We start from the raw sequence: 20,520 nt of genomic DNA, 5'->3' as shown, positions 1-20,520 counted from the left end.
CTAGCGTTTCATTTTATACACTTCTGTACCTGCCAGGAGGAAACAGCCCAATCCATAATCTTCAAAATCGGGCATACTGGTATAACTTACCGGCTGGCCATCTTTTGGCTCCTTACCCGTTCCCTGCAGGTAACCTAAAAAACCATTTTTATGTACAGCCTGCTGCTGCATGGCATTCCATGCTTTGACCACTACAGGTCTGTATATTTTTTCTTCCAAAATCCCTTTATTCAAACCCCAGGCCATTCCATACACAAATAAGGCAGTTCCTGATGTTTCCGGCCCGGCAAAATGGCTGGCATCGTGCAAACTCACGTTCCAGAACCCATCTGCCCGCTGTATCGGAACCAATGCTTTTAGCATCTCCTGGTAGGTTTTCAGGTATTCTTCCCGATGCGGGGCATTTTCCGGCATGATCTCCAGTACCTTGACCAGGGCTGCGACTACCCAGCCGTTTCCGCGTGACCAGTAGCAGTCCTCACCGTTAGGTTCCCGGTAGGGGGGCACGAAATCTTTGTCCCGCCACCACAAGCCGTCTTTTGCATTGTACAGACCGCCTCCTTCAACATTTTTGGTGTGCTTATACATTTTGTACATGTATTCGAAATAGGCATCGTCTTTATACAGTACCCCTAGCTTAGCGAAAACAGGCATTCCCATTTGTAACGCATCGATCCAGGTCCAGTCGCTTATTTTGCCCGAATTCATCATCAGGTCTATCGAAGCCTTGATGTCTCTGATGCGCTCAGGCTTTTGATCAATTTGGTAGAGGTCAATATAGGTCTGGCCACAGGCCTGGTTATCGGCATCCCTGGTGGTAACGCCGGCCCTTAGTCCCCACTGGTGCTTATCACCCCATTGTACAGCATAATCGTAATAAGAACGTTCGGGTTTGATCGCATACAGACTCATCAAACCTTCATAATAGACCGCCCTTGTCCAAATGTTGCTGGGCCTTTCTTTATTGGTCACGATCGACTTGCCCGCATCGGGCCATTTATTCATAAAATAGGCATTGGTCAGCTGTAATGTTTTCAATACCTGCTTTTTGGCTGGAATTTTCTGGGCCAGGGACAACTGTACTGTCAACCCCAGGAATACCAGTATGACAGCTGACTTTTGTTTAAAATTCATCATATGTTATGCTCAAAAACTACTGTTTATTCTTTTCGGACTTTACCTTTAATTCATCCGGACTATCCTTGGTATAAGTGTCGAACTGTTCCCTGGAGGGGCGTTCAAACAGTCCTTGAATTGCGTCCAAAGGGACATCTACTCCTGGGCTGAACTTTTCAGACTCCATATAGCGCTGCAGGCTAAAAAACAACTGCCGGGCAGCCGGGGCATTTTTAAGCTCAGGAGAGAGGTCGGCGCTCGATAAGAGCAGTTTGCCCTTGCCTACTTTCGCTTCGAGGATCATTCCCAGTCGACGGTTCATGAACCAGGTGTCGATCGGCTGAACAATAGGTTTAAATCCTTCCGGAAAATCTTCCAGGTTCATTACCTGGGTCTTATTTACAATTTCCCACCATTGCAGGTCGCTATGACCATCAGTGGGGAAGTCTTCGAATGCAGGGTGTTTGGGATTGCACAGGAAGCCAAGGGTATGCGGCGGACGCATCTTGAACCAGGAGGTATTCCAAAACACTGGAAGAAAGGTCTGCACGACTTCCTTCCCCTTTACTATTTTGCCTGAAGCATTTAAAAACACCTTACCGCCTTGCTCCAGAACTTCGCGGGCCCTGGCGTCTAAACTGCGGCAATAGTAAAAACTACTACTTTTATCCGCCGGGAGTTGAGCCGGGTAAACCCAAAAATCCCAGTCGTTGATGAAGGCTGTTCCCTCAACAGCAACCTCCAGGTTCAGCTTTGCGGCCTTGCTGATGGTGTTGAGCGGAAATTTTAAACTGCCAATGGTATGTGCATTGCCGATGGCAATATTTTGATCTGCAAAGGCACCACTGCTGAGCACGGTCCCGGCTTGGTCCCTGATGGTCCAGGAAATGCGCGCATGCTGCAAAGCTTCCTTTCCAAAATGGGCGATTTCCACTGCAGCTTCAAAGGTCTCATCGTTTTGGTAGACAAATTTCGGGATGCGCGTGAGCGGCACCGTACTGTTGCAGAAACGACTAAAGTCTTTCGCCTTGCTATATCCTTTCTCATCCCAGAATGCATCCAGTACACCAACCAGCGCTGTTCCCTGTCCGGGATAATCATTTAAGGAAAGTAATTGGAATCCACTGTAATTTGGCGTGCGTAAAGCCTTCTCGATCTCATTCTTATAACAAAGCAGTTGTAATTTCCCGGAGGCCATTAAAAAGGCCTCTGCCTGATCTGCCATGCCATGATCCTTCAGGTCTTCTTCAAACAGTTCAAAGTTTTTGGCCCGGTAAACTCCGGTGTATTTTTTAATTTCTGCAAAATTGGGAAAGGCACAGTACTGGCCCATCTCGTGGGCAACAAAAGGTACGGTAAACTGTTCAATTTGCTTGCTGTAATCTGATAGGCTTTCCGGTCTGCGGTTCCAATCGAGCCCCCTCGCACCTGCGCGCACCATGAACTCGTTATTGGGAATCACCGGCCAGCTTCCGCCCACGGAAGCCCCGGTGTAGAGGCGCCTTGAATCTTTCGCTTTCCAATAATCATTGAACTCGCTCAGGTACTTGACCTGATTGCCACGCGGCTCATTTCCGTAAGCGAGCATGCAAAAGGAAGCATAATTCCCATAGTTTTTACTGATCCGATTGGTTTCGTCATAGATGAACTGGTCTATTGGCTTTCCATTACCGATGGAAGAACCGTGATTGGCCCAGCTAGGCCCCTCGGGCTGCAAATAAAAACCCAGCTGGTCTGCGGCAATAAAGGCCGCTTCAGGAGGGCACCAGGAATGGAAACGCATGTGATTGAGTCCATGTGCCCTGGAGATGCGAAAAATACGGAGCCAGGAGGCTACGTCCATAGCAGGATATCCGGTAAGGGGAAACTCGCAGTTGTTGACAGTTCCCCGTAAAACAACCGGACGGCCATTGATTTCAAAATGCCTGCCCACAGCTTTAAATTCGCGCATCCCAAACTGCAGCTCTTTGTAGTCTTTCTCTCCCCGCTCAGGCAGCAATGTAGCTTTGAGCAGGTAAAGTGCAGGATCGAATTCATCCCAGGTCACAATACGCTCCCCCATGGGGAAATCCACTTCCAATACAGCAGTACCCTTTGTCATCTGGTAGGGAAAAGTCTGTTCTTTTACGTTGAGTTTTGTGGAGGTATTGAAACTGGATGCCGATAGCGTAATTTTCCCGGAAGAACTGGCCTTTGCTGCATCTTTAAGCTGAATCCTGATCTTTGCAGATCTGGATTTCAAATCAGGATAAACCTGGATGTCTTCAAAGTAGATCTTTGGTCCTGCCTGCAACTGCAGTTTACCCACTATGCCGTTCCAATTGCCCTGGGTATGATCGGTAAGGCTGTGTGAATCCTGCCCCACGTTGATGGCCTTAATGGTATTGTCGACCCGAATGCTCAGCCTGTGTTTCCCGGCAGAAAGATCAGCCGGGAGCTCGAAATTTTGCGCAACTACAAAGGTATACTGGCTACCCAGCAACACATCATCCAGCCAGACCTTTGCATCCGTGTGAGGATATTCGAGACTAAGCACTATACGCCTGCCTCTCCAGTTGCCTGGAATTTCTATATCTTTTTGATACCAGGCTGCACCGATGTAGTGTTTCGCAGGTGTGAGCCAGAATGGGATTTTGATGTTCCCTTCCTTCCTGAATTTGGCCAGACGCGGATTGAAATACCAGGAGCTGTCGTAAATGCTACCCGTCCATTTCGTTTTTAAGGTAATGTCATCTCCCTTCAGGTTCTCTGCCATAGAACCAGGAAGGTTTACAGATTCAGGAAGTTTTGTACTGAACCACTTCTCTTTTTCACCCAGATCATGGGCATCCATTTTGAATCGCCACTTGCCCTTTAACGAAATGGTTTGGGCGTTCAGCGATCCTGATAACAGCAGCAGGATATAGAGACAGGCAACTAAGGCCTTGTTAAATTTAAATACTGTAGCATGCATAATTTCAAAACAGCCTGTTTTACAGCTGCTATATTTGGTTTAGAATGCTAGTATAGCAATCTAAACCAACACAGGCAACCTGTTTCATCCTGTTGTAGCGCAATAAACCTCAGTTTTTCAGGTATTTATTCAATGAATTGCCCTTTTGCATTTTCAATCCTGCGACAACTGCCGCAGCATTGACCCTGGCCCCGGCCTCATTGGTATGGGTGTGGTCTTTCTCTGTGAAAAAGGTGGACACTTTTTCTGCACCCATTGCCTGGTATTCCTCCTTGATGAGCTTATTGAGGTCTATAAAACTCACTTTTTCGGAAAGAGCCACTTCTTTCGCCCAAGCAGCGTAGCTGTCGACCGACAGTACTATTGCCCCTTGTTTTACCGGGTTGCGCGGAATCGGGGAACAGACGATGGCTGTAGCTCCCTTAGCTTTGATGTCGCGGATGAATTTCCTGAGGTAAGCTCCATACGTATAAACCACCTCTTTTTTCTTGCTGATCGGATTGTAGATTTCTTTGCTTTCCGTCCCGATTCCCTTGATGGTCCCGCGTGCACGTGCGGTATCGTCCAGGGGGCTGCCATCATTGTGACCAAACTGCATCATCACATAGTCTCCAGGTTTTAATTTCACCAGAACGCTGTCCCATAGACCCTTGCCCTGAAAAGTTCGGGTACTGGTTCCCCCGAGGGCATGGTTTTCCACATTAATCTTATCGGTATCAAAAAAGGAATCGATAAAGCTGCCCCAGCCCCAGAGCGAACCGTCGCCTTTTCCTTTTCCATTCTTGACCGTAGAATCCCCGATCAGGAATAGGCTGGGTTTCTGTGCTACTTTAATGAGGGCACAGGAAGAAAAGATCACAAAGGCCATCAACAACAGGGCAGAAAGAAAGTTTGATTTTGATTTCATCATGGAAAGGTATTTATGATTTATTTAAGATACTGGTTCAGGGGACAATCTTTTAACATCCTTATACCCGTGACAACAGCCGCGGCATTAAATTTAGCGCCTTCCAGATTTGTATGTGTATGGTCTCCGGGAAAAAAAGACTTAACCTTTTCCGGCCCCATCTGGTCGTACTGATCTGCAACGATCTGATTGAGGTCGATGAAATAGGCTCCTTCTTCTTTAGCAACTGTAGCGGCCCATTTCCCAAAATTATCGGCCACACGCAACACTTTTCCTTCCTTAAACTGATTTCGGGGAATCATCGATACAATAATGGGGATGGCCCCCTTCGCTTTTGCCTCCCGGACAAATTTGCGCAGGTACCAGCCATAGGTATGTACTGTCTCGACATGGCCATCCGGCCAGGTCAGGACCTTGGTTTCTTCTCCGGTGCCTTTTAATACACCACGCCTGCCTGCTTTACTGGTATCAGGAGCACTCCCGTCATTGTGCCCGAACTGCATGCTCAGAAAATCACCAGGTTTCAGCGATTGCAGTACTTTGTCCCACCTTCCTTCAGAAAGGAAAGTACGGGTACTCCGCCCCGCCATGGCATTGTTCTCTACCTGAATCCTGGTACTATCAAAAAGTGCTGCGATGGGCGTGCCCCAACCCCAGGTTTCCTTATTGGAATTGCGGACGGTAGAATCTCCAATGATATGGAATACAGGTTTTTCTTTCATTTGGAAGGCCAGCATAACAAATGTAATGGCCATTGAGGTCAGGATAAATATCTTTTTCATCTATGTCAATTTTGCTTTGGTTCTACCAATAGGATATTGGGCTTGGGTGCTTTTTTCATGCCATACCCGAAATAGAATCCGGGGTGTGGCGGCTGGTTGTAGCCGACATTTTGCCAGGCAACACTTAGCCTGTATTGCGGGTCATGCATGAGGGTATAGGTCCGATGGTTAGTGGGGATGGTTGTCGTATAAATCCTCAGGCTCTGGTTGTCATAGGTCCTGAAAATAACCTCTTCCCGCCAGTCGCCGAACAGATCTGCACTCAGGCAGGGGGTAGATTTTGTCCAGTTATTGGAGACACATCCGTTGGCTGTAAATAACCTCCCCCCATTGTATTTGTCTATGTGGTTGCCATCCAGCAGTTCCCTGGACAAGTCGGCATCCCACCAGATCAAAAAATTAGTAGAACGCGGTTGCTCGCCAATGCGGTTTCCATGGATATCGAAGAGCCCGTTGGAACCGGACCACCACATTTGGGCGCCCATGCGGGTATTGTCGATGTTTTCCGCTACTCCCCGGCCCACATCTTCGTCTTCGGAACCATGCCAGAGCAGTTTTCCTGTAGCGGCATCAAAAACTGCTACGCCAGGCCCTTTGGTGCCTTCTTCAATTTCGTGAACGCCAAAAACCTCTAGTCCGGGCCGTTCCGGATCCAGGTCTGAGACATGCAGGGCGTCACCATGGCGAAGTCCCGTAGTATACAATCCCTTTCCGTCGTCATCCACACACATGGATCCGTAAATGATCTCGTCTTTGCCATCGCCGTCCACATCGGCAACAGAGAGGTTATGGTTGCCCATCCCGGAATAGGGATTTCTGCCATCTTTGGTATCAAAGACCCAGCGGGAGCTTAGCTTTCCATCCCGCCAGTCCCATGCCGCCAGGACAGTTCGGCCATAGTAGCCGCGACACATCACGATACTCGGTCTTACACCGTCCAGGTAGGCAATACAGGCTGTAAAACGGTCGGCACGATTGCCCGTCCGGTCGTTTTTACCATTGCCGCCCCGACCGCCCCAGGCACCAAGATCCCCCCTTTCGGGGATATAATCGGTAGTGGCCAGTGCAGCCCCTGTTTTACCACTGAAAATGGTGAAGAATTCCGGGCCTGCGAGGATTCTTCCATTGGCATTGCGCCAGTCTTTATCCGGATCGCCGATCACCTTGCCCAGACCGTCTACTGTGCCATCTGCTGTTTTACAGGCAAACTCGGCAATGCCGTCGCCATCGAGATCATACACCATGAACTGGGTATAATGGGCCCCTTCCCTGATATTCCTGCCCAGGTTGATCTCCCAAAGAAAGGTACCATCCATCTTATAGGCCTGGAAAATGGGAGGATCTGTAGGGCCATTACTGGAATTGTCTTTACTCCTTCCGGCCTGGTGCAGCACCAGGTCATAGGTGCCATCGCCATCCAGATCTCCCACGGCAATATCGTTTGGCGCATAGCCCTTTGGGGTACGCAATGGAATATTGAGGTATTGCTGTACAGGAGCATTGGCCGGCAACAAATAGCTTTTACCAGTCTCCGTTTCCTGACCATTTAGCACAGACTTCAGGAAATAGCGTTGTTGCTTTCCCGCGGCTGCAGCCGCATCTACAAAATTGGTGCTTTCTGCCAACGGCTGGGTATTGAGCCTCAGTGCCGGTTCTTTTTCCGTTTGCCGGTACAAGTTGAAAGCGATATCATCTGCATCGGTACCCAACAAGCGCCAACCCAGATAGACTGAATCTCCGGATTGCCTGACAGCGATGAGTCCGCGATCCAGTTTTTCCATATAGCGCTGTCCAAAGCCATACAAATTGAAGGCCAGCATACTGAATAGCAAAAAGGTTAATCTCTTCATATTGGTTTTAATTTCAATTATTCGGTCCCTCCTTTTTTCTTTTGAAGTTTCTCAAAAGGGATCACTTCAGCTTGCTTTGCCCAGATATCATACAACGCCGAAAGCCGGGTTACCTCAGCGGGCTGAACAGTACTCAAATCCTGCAGTTCCGTACGGTCCTGATCCATATTGTATAAATGCCATTTGTTTTCCGGAAAATTGGATACCAATTTCCATTTGCCCTGCCGGACTGCACGGTTGCCCTCATGTTCAAAATACAGTGCATCGTGCCCTTTCCAGTATTGTCCTCTAAATACAGGGACTAAACTTATGCCTGCTGAAGCCTTGATAGGCTGTCCTGCAACAACTGAAGGGTAACTGCCTCCTGCGAGCTGCAGACATGTTGCCATGATATCGATCACATGAGCTGGTGTATGAACTGTACGCCCGGCTTTGACAAGCCCCGGTCCAAAGGCGATAAAAGGACTGGCGGTTCCCCCTTCATATTCCCAATGTTTGAACATCCTGAAGGGTGTATTGCTTACATTCGCACCAGGATGGCCATAGGCAGTAAAAGAATTGGGATTGCTGGAAAGCAGCTGACTGCGCTGGTAAATCTCCGGCAGGAAACCTTTGTCGTTTATCACCTCGTGACTGGCCCCATTATCTGAAAGAAAAAGGATCAGGGTATGTTCTGTTTCTCCCATTTTCTCCAGTTGCTTTCTCAACCTGCCAATATTTTGATCCATGCGGTCGATCATCGCTGCATATACGGCCATCTGATCGTCCCACCGGTTTTTTTCCTCATCACCGAGTGATGACCAATCCGGAACTTCTGCATCGCGCGGCGACAATTTCGTAGTTTTGGCAATGATGCCTTCGGCCTGCATTTTTCGATAGCGTGCTTCCCTGATCTGGTCCCAGCCTTTCATATACTTTCCCTTGTATTTGGCGATGTCTTCAGGAAGCGCGTGCAGCGGCCAATGGGGTGCCTGGTAAGCAAGGTATAAAAAGAAGGGTTTCCCTGAGGCACGGTTCTCTTCCAGAAATTTCAGGGCATAGTCCGTATAAGCATCTGTAGCATAATAGGGTTGATCTGGCTTAAACTCTTCCTGATCAAGCGCCATAGTTAGTTTCTGATTGGCCCGGTAAGGGAACGTATCAAAATAGCTAGATGCACCATCAATGAGGCCAAAATACCTGTCGAAGCCTCTTTGCAAAGGCCAATGGGCCTTATCCTGCCCAACGTGCCATTTGCCAGCCATAAAGGTGGCATAGCCAAAAGGACGCAATGCCTCGGCCAGGGTCACACAGTTTTTATTCAGATAACCCTGGTAAGCTGGTTCGACGCGGCTATTCACCATATCTCCTATACCTGCCTGATGAGGATACAGACCTGTAAGTAATGCAGCCCGGCTGGGGCAGCAACGGGAAGCATTATAAAACTGTGTCATTTTTAGTCCATTGCGAGCCATATCGTCTAAATTGGGAGTGCTGATCTCTGAACCAAAACAACCCAGATCAGAATAGCCCATATCATCGGCCAGGATCACAATAATATTTGGTTGCTTTTGCTTTGCAGCCTTAGGAAGGGCACTGGAAAAGCTAGTTTGAGTGCAGCAAATCAACATCAACAATAAGATAACCAGTCTAAACACCGAAAGCGCATACTGAATTGATTTTCTTGAGTTCATGCAGCAGTGCATTAATTATGGATTGACATTGAGGGAATTACTTAGCTTTATGCGACCGCCATCGGCTGCCTCTATTTGCACATTTTCGAAAGTCCAGGAGGATGCAAAGTCAATAGTACCTGCCTTTTCCGATTTGATTTTCACGTTCTTGAATACGAATCTCTCCAGAATTGTCCCCTTAAAACCGATTGCATTAATTGCCTGTTTGGCTCCGGTAGCATTGATATTGTAAATATGTATATTATTGATCCGCGGAATTCCTTTTGATTCCGGCTCTACTCTTTGTAACAATTTTTTCCAATGTGAGGGAATGGAATCCGGATGATAACCAGCTGGAAGCTTTGAATAGCTGTAGCTGGGGTTCCAGTTTGGGTTTACCTGAATGACATTTCCGGCACCCTGAACCACAACATCGGTAAAATAAATATCGCTTACGGTACCTCCCCTGGTCGTTGCGGATTTGATATTCAAGGCATTGGACGTCCCATATCCTTTAAGACCACTTGCCCATACGTGTCGGATACCACCAGAAGTTTCACTCCCTAAGGTCAGCATACCCGCACCGCTCCGTGCAATACTGTTGCGTACCACCACGTATTCAGTTGGCCTGTTTACACGTAAACCGTCCCAGTCACGCCCGGATTTCAGGCAAAAATTATCATCATTACAATCCACATCACAATTCTGCACCAAAATCCACGATGAGGAATCTATGTCGACCCCATCGGTACTTGGACCGTGGCCACCGATATTGTTACTTATGGTAATATGATCAACGGTAACATAAGACGAATACAAGACCTGAACAGTCCAGAAACCCGCCTGCTGCAAATGAATATCTTTTAAAATGATATTTTTGGAATTTGCGATGAGCACTGTTCTCGGTCTTTTGGCATCATAGTCGACAATCCAGCGTAATCCTTTCGGTTCATATTCCTTGCGCATTCCCCAGTATAGATCCCAAAAAACCTTACCCTGTGCATTCACCAATCCGGCACCACTAATGGCCGCATGTTCCTGATCCAAAATATTGAGCAATGCTGCAGGCCACTTCATTTCTATACCCGCAATACGGGTATCTATCTCCGGATAATCCAGAATGTCCTCACTCCCCAAAATCTCTACTCCTTCAGCTATTTCGAAATTCACATTTTTCCTGATGAATAACGATCCGGTCAGGTATTTGCCCGGCTGAAAGCTCACCGTTCCGCCACCTTTGCCGGCGCAGTCGTCTATGGCTTTTTGAATTGCTTTGGTATTCAGGGTTTTTCCATCATTTACTGCGCCGTATTTATCAACAGCATAAACAACCTGTTGGAATTGAAACGGCTTCGCCCCCACCTTCGACACCCAGGTTGGAGCCTTCAATTGTGAAAAGGAGACAGGGGAAAATAAAACAATGAAAAACAACGTGCTCAGTAATCTCATGGGGGACAAAATATTTGGAAAATAAACATAGCAAGTAAATCTATAAACAGCAACCTGTCTCATCCTGTCTGTATGAAACTAGGCAAATTATTTTGTTACTTTGTACTACAAACCAAAGCTATGGAATTCAATTTTAGTCAGATCTTGTCCACTTCAATGGTACTCTTTGCCATTATTGATATCCTGGGAGCAATCCCCGTTGTCATTGAACTGAGAAAAAAAGCAGGTCACATAGAATCCGAGAAGGCAACAATAGTGGCTACCGTACTGATGATCATCTTTCTTTTTGCAGGCGAGAGCCTGTTAAAAATCATTGGTCTGGATGTCGCTTCTTTTGCCATCGCCGGTTCCTTCGTGATTTTCTTCATCGCAATGGAAATGGTATTGGGACTCACGATATTTAAAGAAGGTGATGCTCCCGAGACGGTATCTATAGTCCCCCTGGCTTTTCCGTTGATTGCCGGCGCCGGTACAATGACGACACTCCTCTCTTTAAAGACAGAATACGCGACCCAGAACATCATCATCGGGATCATGCTCAATATGGTTTTTGTTTATTTTGTACTGAAGAATACGGAACGTCTGGAACGTCTTTTAGGAAAATCAGGGCTGAATGTGCTCAGAAAGGCTTTCGGAATCATCTTATTGGCTATCGCAATCAAGCTGTTCAGGAACAATACCGGTTTGTAGAGGACTATGCTTTCAGCAGGCGGGCAGCAAACATGGTATCCGCCTTATGATGATAACCTTTGATAAGCTCCATTTTCTCGAGCTTCAGGGGAAGGTTCTCCAACAGCCATTCTACTACTTCTTCATTCTCCTGTTTGAATACCGAACAGGTGATGTAAATCAGGGGCATACCAGGTTTCAGGTATTTGACCACATTTCCGGCAATGGTTTTTTGCATCCTCGAAAAGAAGCTGATTTTGTGTTCGTCGAAATAATACAGCATTTCAGGTGTCCTGCCCCAGGTACCGGAACCTGAACATGGTGCATCGAGGATAATGCCATCAAATTCATAATGGTGAAGGTCCTGTTCGTTATTCTGCAGGAGATCAAGAACTTTCTTCTGGTATTTTTTAAGGCCTGCCTCCCGGAAACGTTCATCCAGGTTATTCAGGCTGTTTTCCCGGATGTCGCTGACCAGCAATTGTACAGAGGGTTCAAGATCATGTAAAAGGAGTGACTTGCCACCAGAGGCAGCACAGCAGTCCCACCAATACTCCCAGGGCTGGGGCTGAAATAACTGCCCTGTTTGCTGGGAAGATAAATCCTGTACCTGATAAGAAGCATTTGCTGGCAATATTTTTTCCAGCTTGGTACCATTGGCAAGAGCCAGCGTCTGGCTGTTTATCGGTGTTGAGGTTACACCTTCGGCCGAAAGCTTAGCCCTGATGTCATCCATATGACCGGATTTCACCCTTAGAAAAAGATCGGGCTGAATAAAAAACGATTCGTAAAAAGCTTGCTTCTCCAATTCCTTACTCAAATTTTCATGGAAGCTGAAGACCTCAGGCAATTTAAACTCCGGATAGATCCCGCTGATCAGCACAAGTTTATCTTCAAGAGATAAATGTACCTTGTCCCTCAGTTCGGGTAGCTTAGCCTCAATGACCAGGCTGGACGTTTCGTTGCAAAGGAAGTCGGCCACAGCGAGACGTAAAATCTGGTCGGCCTTGCCCAAGGCTTTTCCCAATCGGAAAAAACTGTAGATGTAACGGGTTACCCACCTTCTGTCAGATGAGCCCATTTGCTTATTTGCTTTGAAATAAGTAAACAGAAACCGGTGCAAAGGCAGTATTCCATCGTATTTGCTAAAAACCTGTTCGAAGGCCCTGATCTGATGCTCTACTCTCATTCTATAGTTTTTAAAGCGAAATCCTGATACCTCAGCAGCATCAGGTGGGTATTGATAAAGCCAAGCTTTGAGTCCCGGCTAAAAGAAAAAGTATTATGTAAGCCCTTATATTTCTCCCTCGTCAGGTATTCCATATAATGGGGGCCATGGGTTGCCAGAAGCTTCGCAAAATAGAAGCCGATATCAAATCCCTTAAAAGCGTATTCGCCTGGTTCAAAGTTGTATGCCTTGCGGTATCGGCGAATGAAAATATTGACTGCTGCGCTGCTGTAATCGACCTTGTAAGATGAAGTCAGGGCAGTATGCAGTGCTTGTAACTTATCGGTATTGTAGTTCTGCCTGATCCAGTCAGGATGTCCAAAAAGATCAACATTTAATCCTGCATTCTTCATTTTGATGAGCTTGTCGATGGTTGGAACCACAAACTTACGGTCGGAAGAACTCACCAAGATCAGGTATTTTTTATTCTTGATCAGCCTGGTCTCCATCGTAAATACCGAGGCAAACTCCTGGAATAAAAATGGTTGTTTACTATCTTTAAAATGAGCCCGGATAGGTGCGGCCATCACGTCATCATCAGCACCTTTTGGATTGATGAGTACAACTACTGTATTTGCAGGACTGTAGTGCTTCGCAATATAGGTTGCCAGTTTACCCACATGCAGATCAATGTTATTGATGACAGAAATCAGATTCGGATTATTGAACTCCCCTGGATGGGTAGCTGCCAAAGGACTGAGCAAGGGAACATTATTGGAAATGGAATAGCCTGACATATGTTTTAGGCCATCAGGAAATACAGGGCCGATAATAAGGTGACTTCCTGCCAGCTTACCCTCCTCAACCAGTTCGTCAAGACGGGCATTATTTTCACGGGAATCGAAAACATTCAGCTTAAAATTAAGGCCTGAAGCGGCTGCCGAATCTACACCAAGTTTAAAGCCCTGGTAAAAATCAATTGCCATCGCCGACCTTTCGACATCCGCCTTAACCGCTGTTTTGAGTTTGACTTCGTTCAAACGGAAAGGCAGCAATAAAGAAATATTAGCCTGCGTAAATTTAGACGCAGGCTTTTTTTCAGTTTCGTTCTCAACCTTTGAAAGTTCGGGCTTCTTAGTAGCAGTCTTTTGTACCTTCGGTGAACATGCAGCAAGCAGCAGGATCAGAAAAGCAACAGGCCAATTTTTATTCCCACTCAATGGTAGCAGGCGGTTTTGAACTAATGTCATATACAACACGATTGATTCCTTTCACCTTATTGATGATTTCATTAGAAATTTTAGCAAGTACTTCATAAGGCAAATGACACCAGTCTGCAGTCATCCCATCAACGGATTCAACAGCGCGAAGTGCAATTGCATTCTCGTAAGTGCGCTCATCTCCCATTACCCCAACAGATTGAACGGGGAGGAAAATCGCTCCCGCCTGCCATACTTTATCGTATAAGCCGGCATCTTTCAGGTTATTGATGTAAATGGCATCTGCCTCCTGAAGAATGGCTACTTTCTCTGCCGTCACCTCTCCAAGAATCCGGATTGCCAAACCTGGTCCCGGGAAAGGGTGGCGGCCAATAATGAAATGCTCAAGGCCCAATGAAGTTCCCACACGTCTTACTTCATCTTTAAACAAAGTATTCAGTGGCTCTACAACTTTGAGTTTCATAAAATCAGGTAAGCCACCTACATTGTGGTGTGATTTGATCGTGGCTGAAGGTCCTTTTACTGAAACAGACTCTATGATATCAGGATATATTGTACCCTGCGCAAGCCATTTCACATCCTGAACCTGGTGTGCTTCATCATCAAATACTTCAATGAATACCCTCCCGATTGCTTTACGTTTCAGCTCCGGATCAGAAACTCCGGCCAGCTGACTCAGAAAACGTTCTTTAGCATCTACACCTTTGATGTTTAAGCCAAGATGTTTGTACTGCTCCAATACAGCTTCATATTCTCCTTTTCTCAACAAACCATTGTCTACAAAGATGCAATGCAGATTGGTGCCTATCGCTTTATGCAACAGTATGGCTGCCACACTGGAATCAACACCACCAGACAATGCCAGAACAACCTTATCATTACCCAACTTCTCTTTCAGGTCTGCAATAGTGGTTTCTACAAATGCATAGGGCGTCCATTCCTGCTTACATCCGCAGATGTCAACCAGAAAGTTTTCCAGAAGTTGTTTACCGTCGATGCTGTGGGTTACCTCAGGATGAAACTGGATCGCATAGGTATCCGAGTCTTTCACCTGATAAGCCGCAACTTTCACACTATCTGTACTCGCGATCAGTTCAAAATGCTCAGGCACCTTAGTAATGGTGTCACCATGCGACATCCAAACCTGGGAATCGATATTGATATTTTTAAATAATTTATTGTCAGTAGCTACGAAATTAAGGTTGGCCCTGCCATATTCCCGGGTTGATGAAGGTTGAACTTCACCTCCTGAATGTTGTGCGATGTATTGTGCACCATAACAAACTGCCAATACAGGATATTGATTATGAAACTTTTTTAAGTCGATCTGAGGAGCATCTTCCTGACGAACAGAATACGGACTACCTGAAAAAATGATGCCTTTAACGTCAGATGAAATTTCAGGGATATTATTGAAAGGGTGAATTTCGCAATAGACATTTAATTCACGTACTCTACGGGCAATTAACTGTGTATATTGGGAACCAAAATCGAGAATTATGATTTTTTCTAGCATGGCCAAAGTTAAGAATATTTAATTACTTCTACGCCGAACCGTCTCAAAAAATCCACGCCCTCATCACTCGGCAACCCTTTGTATTCCGCATAAGAATCTTTAAAATACACCGTTTTAATGCCCGAAGAAAGAATTAGCCGCGCACAGGCGATACATGGAGAAAGTGTGGTATAAAGCGTAGAGCCGCTGATCTTGGAGCCGTTTTTTACCGCATAGAGGATTGCATTTTCTTCTGCATGGAGTGCCAGTGAACAACTCCCTCGGGAGTCCCGGGCGCAGCCTGTCTCGGGCCATTCCTCATCGCAGTTGTGGGTGCCGGAAGGTGGACCATTGTATCCAATGGAAATGATCCTTGTGTCTTTGGTGAGTACAGCCCCCACGTGTGCCCGTACACAATGCGACCTGCCCGCCAGGTCAGTCGCCAAATTCATATAAATATCTTTAAAACTAGGTTTTATCCTCATACGCTTACCAATAAAAAAACAGCCTGTCTGGGAGAACAGGCTGTCTTCTTCTTATTTTTATAATCGATTAATGTCCGCCTGAAATCTTCTTGTCAAAGTTAATACCTTGAGCGCGAAGTATACCACTTACTTTCCATGCATAGAAAGCAAGGTAGGCAAAACATATAATACCGACAATATAGCTGTACTGAATTCCGGTAAATTCAGAAACGTATCCCTGAATCCAGCTCACAATACCGCCACCCATAATCATCATGATCAGGAAGCTACTACCCTGACTGGTATTTTTACCCAATCCACTTACTGCCAAAGTAAAGATACATGGCCATAAAGTACTGCAGAACAGACCTACGCTGGTGAAGGCATAGACGCTGACCATACCAGTAGTGAACATACCAATCATGATCGCGATAATTCCGATAAATGAGAAAATAAGCAACATCCTTGCTGGATTTCCTTTACTCGCCATATCAGCAATGATCAACAACAGGATGATAAAGCCATACACATAGAATGGAGCCAGATCATGGTGAAATATGGCATTCACACCCAGGAAAATACCAAAAGCCAGATAAGGGGCAACAAACCTGAGAATTTTTTGAGTGCTCACGTTATCCGTGAAAGCTTCAACTGCGCCAGTCCAGCGACCGATCATCATACTTGCCCAATACAAAGAAATATACGGCGCTATTTCGCTGATTGAAAAACCCAGATCTTTCTCCATATAAGCTGGTAAATTACTGGCAGTAGAGACCTCTACTCCAACATACACAAATATAGCAACCATACCTAAAACCAATTGCGGATAGTTCAGTGCAGAACCTTTCACATTAGAATCTTCTACCGATGCCTCTACTAAAGTTGGCCTGTCGGGAAGCGAAGAAAGTTTGAGGAATACCGCAACAGCAATGAAAGCAACACCTAAGATCAAGTAAGGTACTTTCACACTTTCAATGCTTACGTTCTCTCCTGCGCTGGAAAGCGATCCAAAAATCGCAAAACTCACTATCAGGGGGCCAATGGTAGTACCAAAGTTATTGATCCCTCCTGCAAGTGTCAGGCGTTGAGAACCTGTAGTAATTGGCCCAAGAGCAATTGCTAAAGGATTGGCCACGGTTTGCTGTAAGGAAAATCCAAGGGCCACAATAAACAGACCGGATAGCATCAGAGGAAAGGAGCCCAAATTGGCTGCCGGATAAAACAATAAGGTACCTACTGCAGAAATCACCAAACCTAAGGCAAGGGAGTTTTTATAGCCCAGTTTATTAACAATATCTTGTTTAAGTAATACAGAAACCGCATTATATATTAATGCACCTACTGTGTACGCAATGTAAAATGCCAATGACACCCACTGGCTCTGACTTTGTGTGAGGTCAAATGCTTTTTTAAATACCGGAATTAAAATGTCGTTGCTCGCCGCCACGAAACCCCAGAAAAAGAATACCGTCACTAATGGGATGAATTGTCCCCATTTGGTTTGTGAATTTTCTACACTCATGTTTAAATTGGTTTTTAGATTGCTAAACATAAATAAAAAAAACTATAAGCTAAAGTGAAGTATTAGCTAAATCGGTTTATTTTTATTATACCGCATTAAAAGCAAGCCTCACACCTCATTTATTACAGGCTGTCGGGGCAATTAGACAAAGGCAAAAGGAGATCATTTCTTCACAGAAAAATAGCCGAGTTTTATCTTTAAAATCGCATATTAGCACAATATATAGGTAGAACTGAATGTTTGAGACAATATTACAAGGGATAGGTGCGGGTATTTTATTTTCGTTTTTAACGGGCCCTGTATTTTTTTCCATGATCAAAACCAGCATAGAGAAAGGTTTCAAAGCCGGATTTTCCCTGGCTATCGGCGTGGTTTTCAGCGACATTATATTCATCTTCCTGACCATATTCAGCGCTCAGTTTGTCGACTATAATTCTGAATACAACCAATATGTAGGAATTGTTGGTGGACTGTTCCTGCTGGGGATCGGCATTTATTATCTTTTTAACAAGGTAAAAGTAAGCTACGATATTTCAGAAACGCTAAAAATTAAGAAAAGGGGCTATATCTTGAAAGGTTTCCTAATGTGTCTCCTTTCTCCTTCTACATTAATGTTCTGGATCATGGTCGGGGGCATTATTTCAGTCCAGCTTCATTATGACATGGCCGAAAAAATAATGTTCTTCATTGTGGCTATGGCTACTCAGCTTTCCGTCGACTGCATCAAGACTTACTACGCAGCAAAACTCCGTTACAGGATTAAAGAAAAAAACATCCAGACACTAAACAAAATTGCAGGAGCCGTCATTATCGTATTTGCCATTCGCATTTTCGTGGAGGTTATCCTGAAACACTACAGATAAAAGTTCACAAAAAAATCCCGCCAGATTGCTCCAGCGGGATTGATGCTTTAAAGCCAAAGATCTTTAGTAAGCTCTTTGATTATTTCCTTCTTTCCAGTTTACAAAGGCCTTATTGACAACTTTGTTTCCTCCCGGAGTTGGGTAATTACCTGAGAAATACCAATCACCTGTATGATTTGGACAGGCTACATGCAAATTATCAAGTGTCTGGTAAATCACCTCAACCTCTGCATTGATATTTTCAGGCGTAATGATCTTCGTGATCTGCGCTGAAATTTCTTCTTGTGTGAAAGGTCTGTAAATGTCTTTCACATGATTCACAATCTGTTCCTTCGGCAGCAGTAAAGACGCTTTACATTTTTGATATACTTCTTCTATAATGTGCTCCATTCCTTTGGCTTTCAGCAATTGAATAGCAGCTTCAAAGGCCACAAATTGTCCCATTTTCGACATATCGATTCCATAGCAATCAGGATATCGGATCTGAGGTGCAGAAGAAACGATAATGATTTTCTTCGGATGCAGCCTGTCAATGATCTTGATGATGCTTTGTTTCAATGTAGTACCACGAACAATGGAATCGTCTACGGCAACCAAAGTATCTGTATGGTTCTTAATTACCCCGTAAGTCGTATCATACACGTGAGCAACCATATCCTGGCGGTCGGCATCCTGTGTAATGAAAGTCCTTAGCTTCACATCTTTAATCGCCAGTTTCTCTACCCTAGGATTCATAGAAAGTAGCTCATCGAGTTGTTCGTCGTTCAACGTTTCTTTCCGGTTCAGCAAGGTATCTTTTTGTACACCCCTGATATAGCTGTGGATTCCTTCCACCATGCCATAGAAAGAAACCTCTGCAGTATTGGGAATGAATGAAAACACGGTATTCTTGAGGTCAGCACTTACTGTCTTTAAGATCTGGTCGCACAATAATGCTCCCAGGTGTTTCCGTTCTCTATAGATTTCTGCATCGCTACCTCTTGAAAAATAGATCCTTTCGAAAGAACATGCTCTTTTTTCCTGAGGTTCCCTAAAGACCTCCTGAGTAACCTTACCGTTTTTCTTAACGATAAGTGCATGTCCGGGTTCAATTTCCTTAACGTCTCTGAAGGCAATGTTAAATGCAGTCTGTATCGCTGGTCTTTCTGAAGCAGCGACCACAATCTCATCGTCCTGATAATAATAAGCCGGGCGGATTCCCGAAGGATCCCGAAGTACAAATGCATCTCCGTTACCGACTATCCCTGAAATGGCATAGCCCCCATCCCAGTTCTTCGCCGATCTTTTCAGGATCTTTGCGATATCCAGATGTTCTGAAATCTTATGGGTAATCTCCACGTTGGAGAGTCCTTCTTTTTTATATTCGTCAAATAACTCCTGATTTTCATCATCAAGGAAATGTCCGATTTTTTCTAATACCGTCACTGTATCAGCCTGTTCCTTAGGGTGCTGACCCAATTCATACAATTGTTCCAGTAACTCATCTACGTTCGTCATGTTAAAGTTTCCGGCGATCACCAGATTACGAGTCATCCAGTTGTTCTGACGTAGAAATGGGTGACAGTTTTCTATACTGTTTTTACCATGCGTACCGTAACGCAAGTGTCCCAGTAAAACTTCTCCAATAAAACTTACGTTTGCTTTTAACCATTCTGCATCCTGCATCAATTCCGGCGTCTCATTCTGGATGTCAACAAACTTATTTTGAACATATCCAAAAATGTCAGCAACCGCATTTTGAGCCATGGACCGGTACCTACTGATGTACCTGTGTCCTGGTTTAACATCCAGTTTGATAGTGGCAATTCCCGCTCCATCCTGACCACGGTTGTGCTGTTTCTCCATTAGGAGATACAGTTTGTTTAGTCCGTAAAGTGCAGTCCCGTATTTTTCCTGGTAGTATGAGAGCGGTTTTAAAAGGCGGATAAAGGCTATTCCGCATTCATGTTTGATCGAGTCACTCATTAGGTGTGTTGTTTGAGCCGCAAATTTACCGTTAAAAATAATCAGAACCTAGAAAGAAATGCTTCATTTCTTTGAATTGACGAAGCACTAACATGCGGATTTCCGACCGGATCATCGCCCTAACTCACAGCAAAAGGCACATTTGAGCTTGATCCACAGCTGATTAAGCAATTTAAAAAAGATGTCTTACATCTTTTTTAAATTAGATTTTGACACTTGAAAGACACCCGTACAAAAAATTCGAGAAGATAAGGTGCTTAAGCTACCAGCCTTTGATAGCCCCGCCTTTAAATTTCCTTCTCTGCCACTTTAGCAACCTCATCAGATTGATAAGACTGGACAAATTTTTTGACGTTCTCTGCGTCTTTATTATTTTCCCTGGAAACAATAAGATTTACGTATGGTGATTTCGGATCCTCCATAAATAAACCATCTCTGCATTTCC

16 protein-coding genes are annotated in these 20,520 nt (G+C 45.2%); 2 read left to right on the top strand and 14 right to left on the bottom strand.

Annotation, left to right across the window (positions count from 1 at the left end; translation table 11 throughout):
- From WAE59_RS17570 to WAE59_RS17540, 7 genes are all read right to left on the bottom strand, one after another.
- A complete protein-coding gene (locus tag WAE59_RS17570; protein ID WP_337857270.1) occupies positions 1-1,137 on the bottom strand; it encodes a glycoside hydrolase family 88/105 protein in 1,137 nt (378 codons plus the stop codon).
- A 16-nt stretch (positions 1,138-1,153) separates the two neighbouring features.
- Entirely contained in the window at positions 1,154-4,069 is a 2,916-nt protein-coding gene (locus tag WAE59_RS17565; protein ID WP_337857269.1) for an exo-beta-1,4-galactosidase, read from the bottom strand.
- A 109-nt stretch (positions 4,070-4,178) separates the two neighbouring features.
- Positions 4,179-4,979 (bottom strand): rhamnogalacturonan acetylesterase, encoded by an 801-nt coding sequence (locus tag WAE59_RS17560; RefSeq protein ID WP_337857268.1) that lies wholly within the window; start codon positions 4,977-4,979, stop codon positions 4,179-4,181.
- Between the two features lie 17 nt (positions 4,980-4,996).
- The gene (locus tag WAE59_RS17555; RefSeq protein WP_337857267.1) at positions 4,997-5,758 is read right to left on the bottom strand and encodes a rhamnogalacturonan acetylesterase; all 762 of its coding nucleotides are present in this window, start codon (positions 5,756-5,758) and stop codon (positions 4,997-4,999) included.
- Positions 5,759-5,763: 5 nt separating this feature from the next.
- Positions 5,764-7,608: a rhamnogalacturonan lyase gene (locus WAE59_RS17550; protein ID WP_337857266.1), complete on the bottom strand. Its 1,845-nt coding sequence runs from the start codon at positions 7,606-7,608 to the stop codon at positions 5,764-5,766.
- A 17-nt stretch (positions 7,609-7,625) separates the two neighbouring features.
- On the bottom strand, positions 7,626-9,281 hold the full coding sequence (locus WAE59_RS17545; protein ID WP_337857265.1) for an arylsulfatase: 1,656 nt from the start codon (positions 9,279-9,281) through the stop codon (positions 7,626-7,628).
- A 15-nt stretch (positions 9,282-9,296) separates the two neighbouring features.
- On the bottom strand, positions 9,297-10,709 hold the full coding sequence (locus WAE59_RS17540) for a glycoside hydrolase family 28 protein (RefSeq protein WP_337857264.1): 1,413 nt from the start codon (positions 10,707-10,709) through the stop codon (positions 9,297-9,299).
- A 120-nt stretch (positions 10,710-10,829) separates the two neighbouring features.
- Here WAE59_RS17540 and WAE59_RS17535 point away from each other — a divergent pair, with 120 nt between their 5' ends.
- Complete coding sequence (locus WAE59_RS17535; protein WP_337857263.1) at positions 10,830-11,399, top strand: MarC family protein; 570 nt, start codon at positions 10,830-10,832, stop codon at positions 11,397-11,399.
- A gap of 4 nt (positions 11,400-11,403) precedes the next feature.
- Here the strand turns inward: WAE59_RS17535 and WAE59_RS17530 are convergent, their stop codons facing one another.
- The 5 genes from WAE59_RS17530 to WAE59_RS17510 form a co-directional block, all read right to left on the bottom strand.
- Positions 11,404-12,567 (bottom strand): RsmB/NOP family class I SAM-dependent RNA methyltransferase, encoded by a 1,164-nt coding sequence (locus WAE59_RS17530; protein WP_337857262.1) that lies wholly within the window; start codon positions 12,565-12,567, stop codon positions 11,404-11,406.
- On the bottom strand, positions 12,564-13,796 hold the full coding sequence (locus WAE59_RS17525; protein WP_337857261.1) for an ABC transporter substrate-binding protein: 1,233 nt from the start codon (positions 13,794-13,796) through the stop codon (positions 12,564-12,566). The genes WAE59_RS17530 and WAE59_RS17525 overlap by 4 nt, the downstream gene beginning before the upstream one ends.
- Entirely contained in the window at positions 13,753-15,282 is a 1,530-nt protein-coding gene (guaA, locus tag WAE59_RS17520) for a glutamine-hydrolyzing GMP synthase (RefSeq protein ID WP_337857260.1), read from the bottom strand. The genes WAE59_RS17525 and guaA overlap by 44 nt, the downstream gene beginning before the upstream one ends.
- Before the next feature lie 8 nt (positions 15,283-15,290).
- Positions 15,291-15,713 (bottom strand): deoxycytidylate deaminase, encoded by a 423-nt coding sequence (locus WAE59_RS17515; protein ID WP_337857259.1) that lies wholly within the window; start codon positions 15,711-15,713, stop codon positions 15,291-15,293.
- A gap of 100 nt (positions 15,714-15,813) precedes the next feature.
- Positions 15,814-17,247, bottom strand: a complete 1,434-nt coding sequence (locus WAE59_RS17510) for an MFS transporter (RefSeq protein ID WP_337857258.1) — start codon at positions 17,245-17,247, stop codon at positions 15,814-15,816.
- Between the two features lie 236 nt (positions 17,248-17,483).
- On the opposite strand from WAE59_RS17510, the gene WAE59_RS17505 reads away from it, so the two are divergent.
- Positions 17,484-18,110 carry a LysE family translocator gene (locus WAE59_RS17505; protein WP_337857257.1) on the top strand — a complete coding sequence of 209 codons (627 nt, stop codon included), beginning with the start codon at positions 17,484-17,486 and terminating at the stop codon, positions 18,108-18,110.
- A gap of 63 nt (positions 18,111-18,173) precedes the next feature.
- On the opposite strand, the gene WAE59_RS17500 is transcribed toward WAE59_RS17505, so the two are convergent.
- The gene (locus WAE59_RS17500; protein WP_337857256.1) at positions 18,174-20,075 is read right to left on the bottom strand and encodes an amidophosphoribosyltransferase; all 1,902 of its coding nucleotides are present in this window, start codon (positions 20,073-20,075) and stop codon (positions 18,174-18,176) included.
- Between the two features lie 287 nt (positions 20,076-20,362).
- Positions 20,363-20,497, bottom strand: a complete 135-nt coding sequence (locus WAE59_RS17495) for a MetQ/NlpA family ABC transporter substrate-binding protein (protein ID WP_337857428.1) — start codon at positions 20,495-20,497, stop codon at positions 20,363-20,365.
- Between the last annotated feature and the right edge of the window lie 23 nt (positions 20,498-20,520).

The sequence above is a fragment of the Pedobacter sp. GR22-6 genome (assembly GCF_037402555.1).
GTDB lineage: Bacteria > Bacteroidota > Bacteroidia > Sphingobacteriales > Sphingobacteriaceae > Pedobacter.
Note: the sequence above shows the minus strand (reverse complement) of the source record. Positions and strands in the feature narration are given on the sequence as shown.

Bases quoted from the DNA above. Each gene is read 5' to 3' on its own strand.
- WAE59_RS17570 (WP_337857270.1), bottom strand. From the start codon at position 1,137: ATGATGAATTTTAAACAAAAGTCAGCTGTCATACTGGTATTCCTGGGG.
- WAE59_RS17565 (WP_337857269.1), bottom strand. From the start codon at position 4,069: ATGCATGCTACAGTATTTAAATTTAACAAGGCCTTAGTTGCCTGTCTC.
- WAE59_RS17560 (WP_337857268.1), bottom strand. From the start codon at position 4,979: ATGATGAAATCAAAATCAAACTTTCTTTCTGCCCTGTTGTTGATGGCC.
- WAE59_RS17555 (WP_337857267.1), bottom strand. From the start codon at position 5,758: ATGAAAAAGATATTTATCCTGACCTCAATGGCCATTACATTTGTTATG.
- WAE59_RS17550 (WP_337857266.1), bottom strand. From the start codon at position 7,608: ATGAAGAGATTAACCTTTTTGCTATTCAGTATGCTGGCCTTCAATTTG.
- WAE59_RS17545 (WP_337857265.1), bottom strand. From the start codon at position 9,281: ATGAACTCAAGAAAATCAATTCAGTATGCGCTTTCGGTGTTTAGACTG.
- WAE59_RS17540 (WP_337857264.1), bottom strand. From the start codon at position 10,709: ATGAGATTACTGAGCACGTTGTTTTTCATTGTTTTATTTTCCCCTGTC.
- WAE59_RS17535 (WP_337857263.1), top strand. From the start codon at position 10,830: ATGGAATTCAATTTTAGTCAGATCTTGTCCACTTCAATGGTACTCTTT.
- WAE59_RS17530 (WP_337857262.1), bottom strand. From the start codon at position 12,567: ATGAGAGTAGAGCATCAGATCAGGGCCTTCGAACAGGTTTTTAGCAAA.
- WAE59_RS17525 (WP_337857261.1), bottom strand. From the start codon at position 13,796: ATGACATTAGTTCAAAACCGCCTGCTACCATTGAGTGGGAATAAAAAT.
- guaA (WP_337857260.1), bottom strand. From the start codon at position 15,282: ATGCTAGAAAAAATCATAATTCTCGATTTTGGTTCCCAATATACACAG.
- WAE59_RS17515 (WP_337857259.1), bottom strand. From the start codon at position 15,713: ATGAATTTGGCGACTGACCTGGCGGGCAGGTCGCATTGTGTACGGGCA.
- WAE59_RS17510 (WP_337857258.1), bottom strand. From the start codon at position 17,247: ATGAGTGTAGAAAATTCACAAACCAAATGGGGACAATTCATCCCATTA.
- WAE59_RS17505 (WP_337857257.1), top strand. From the start codon at position 17,484: ATGTTTGAGACAATATTACAAGGGATAGGTGCGGGTATTTTATTTTCG.
- WAE59_RS17500 (WP_337857256.1), bottom strand. From the start codon at position 20,075: ATGAGTGACTCGATCAAACATGAATGCGGAATAGCCTTTATCCGCCTT.
- WAE59_RS17495 (WP_337857428.1), bottom strand. From the start codon at position 20,497: ATGGAGGATCCGAAATCACCATACGTAAATCTTATTGTTTCCAGGGAA.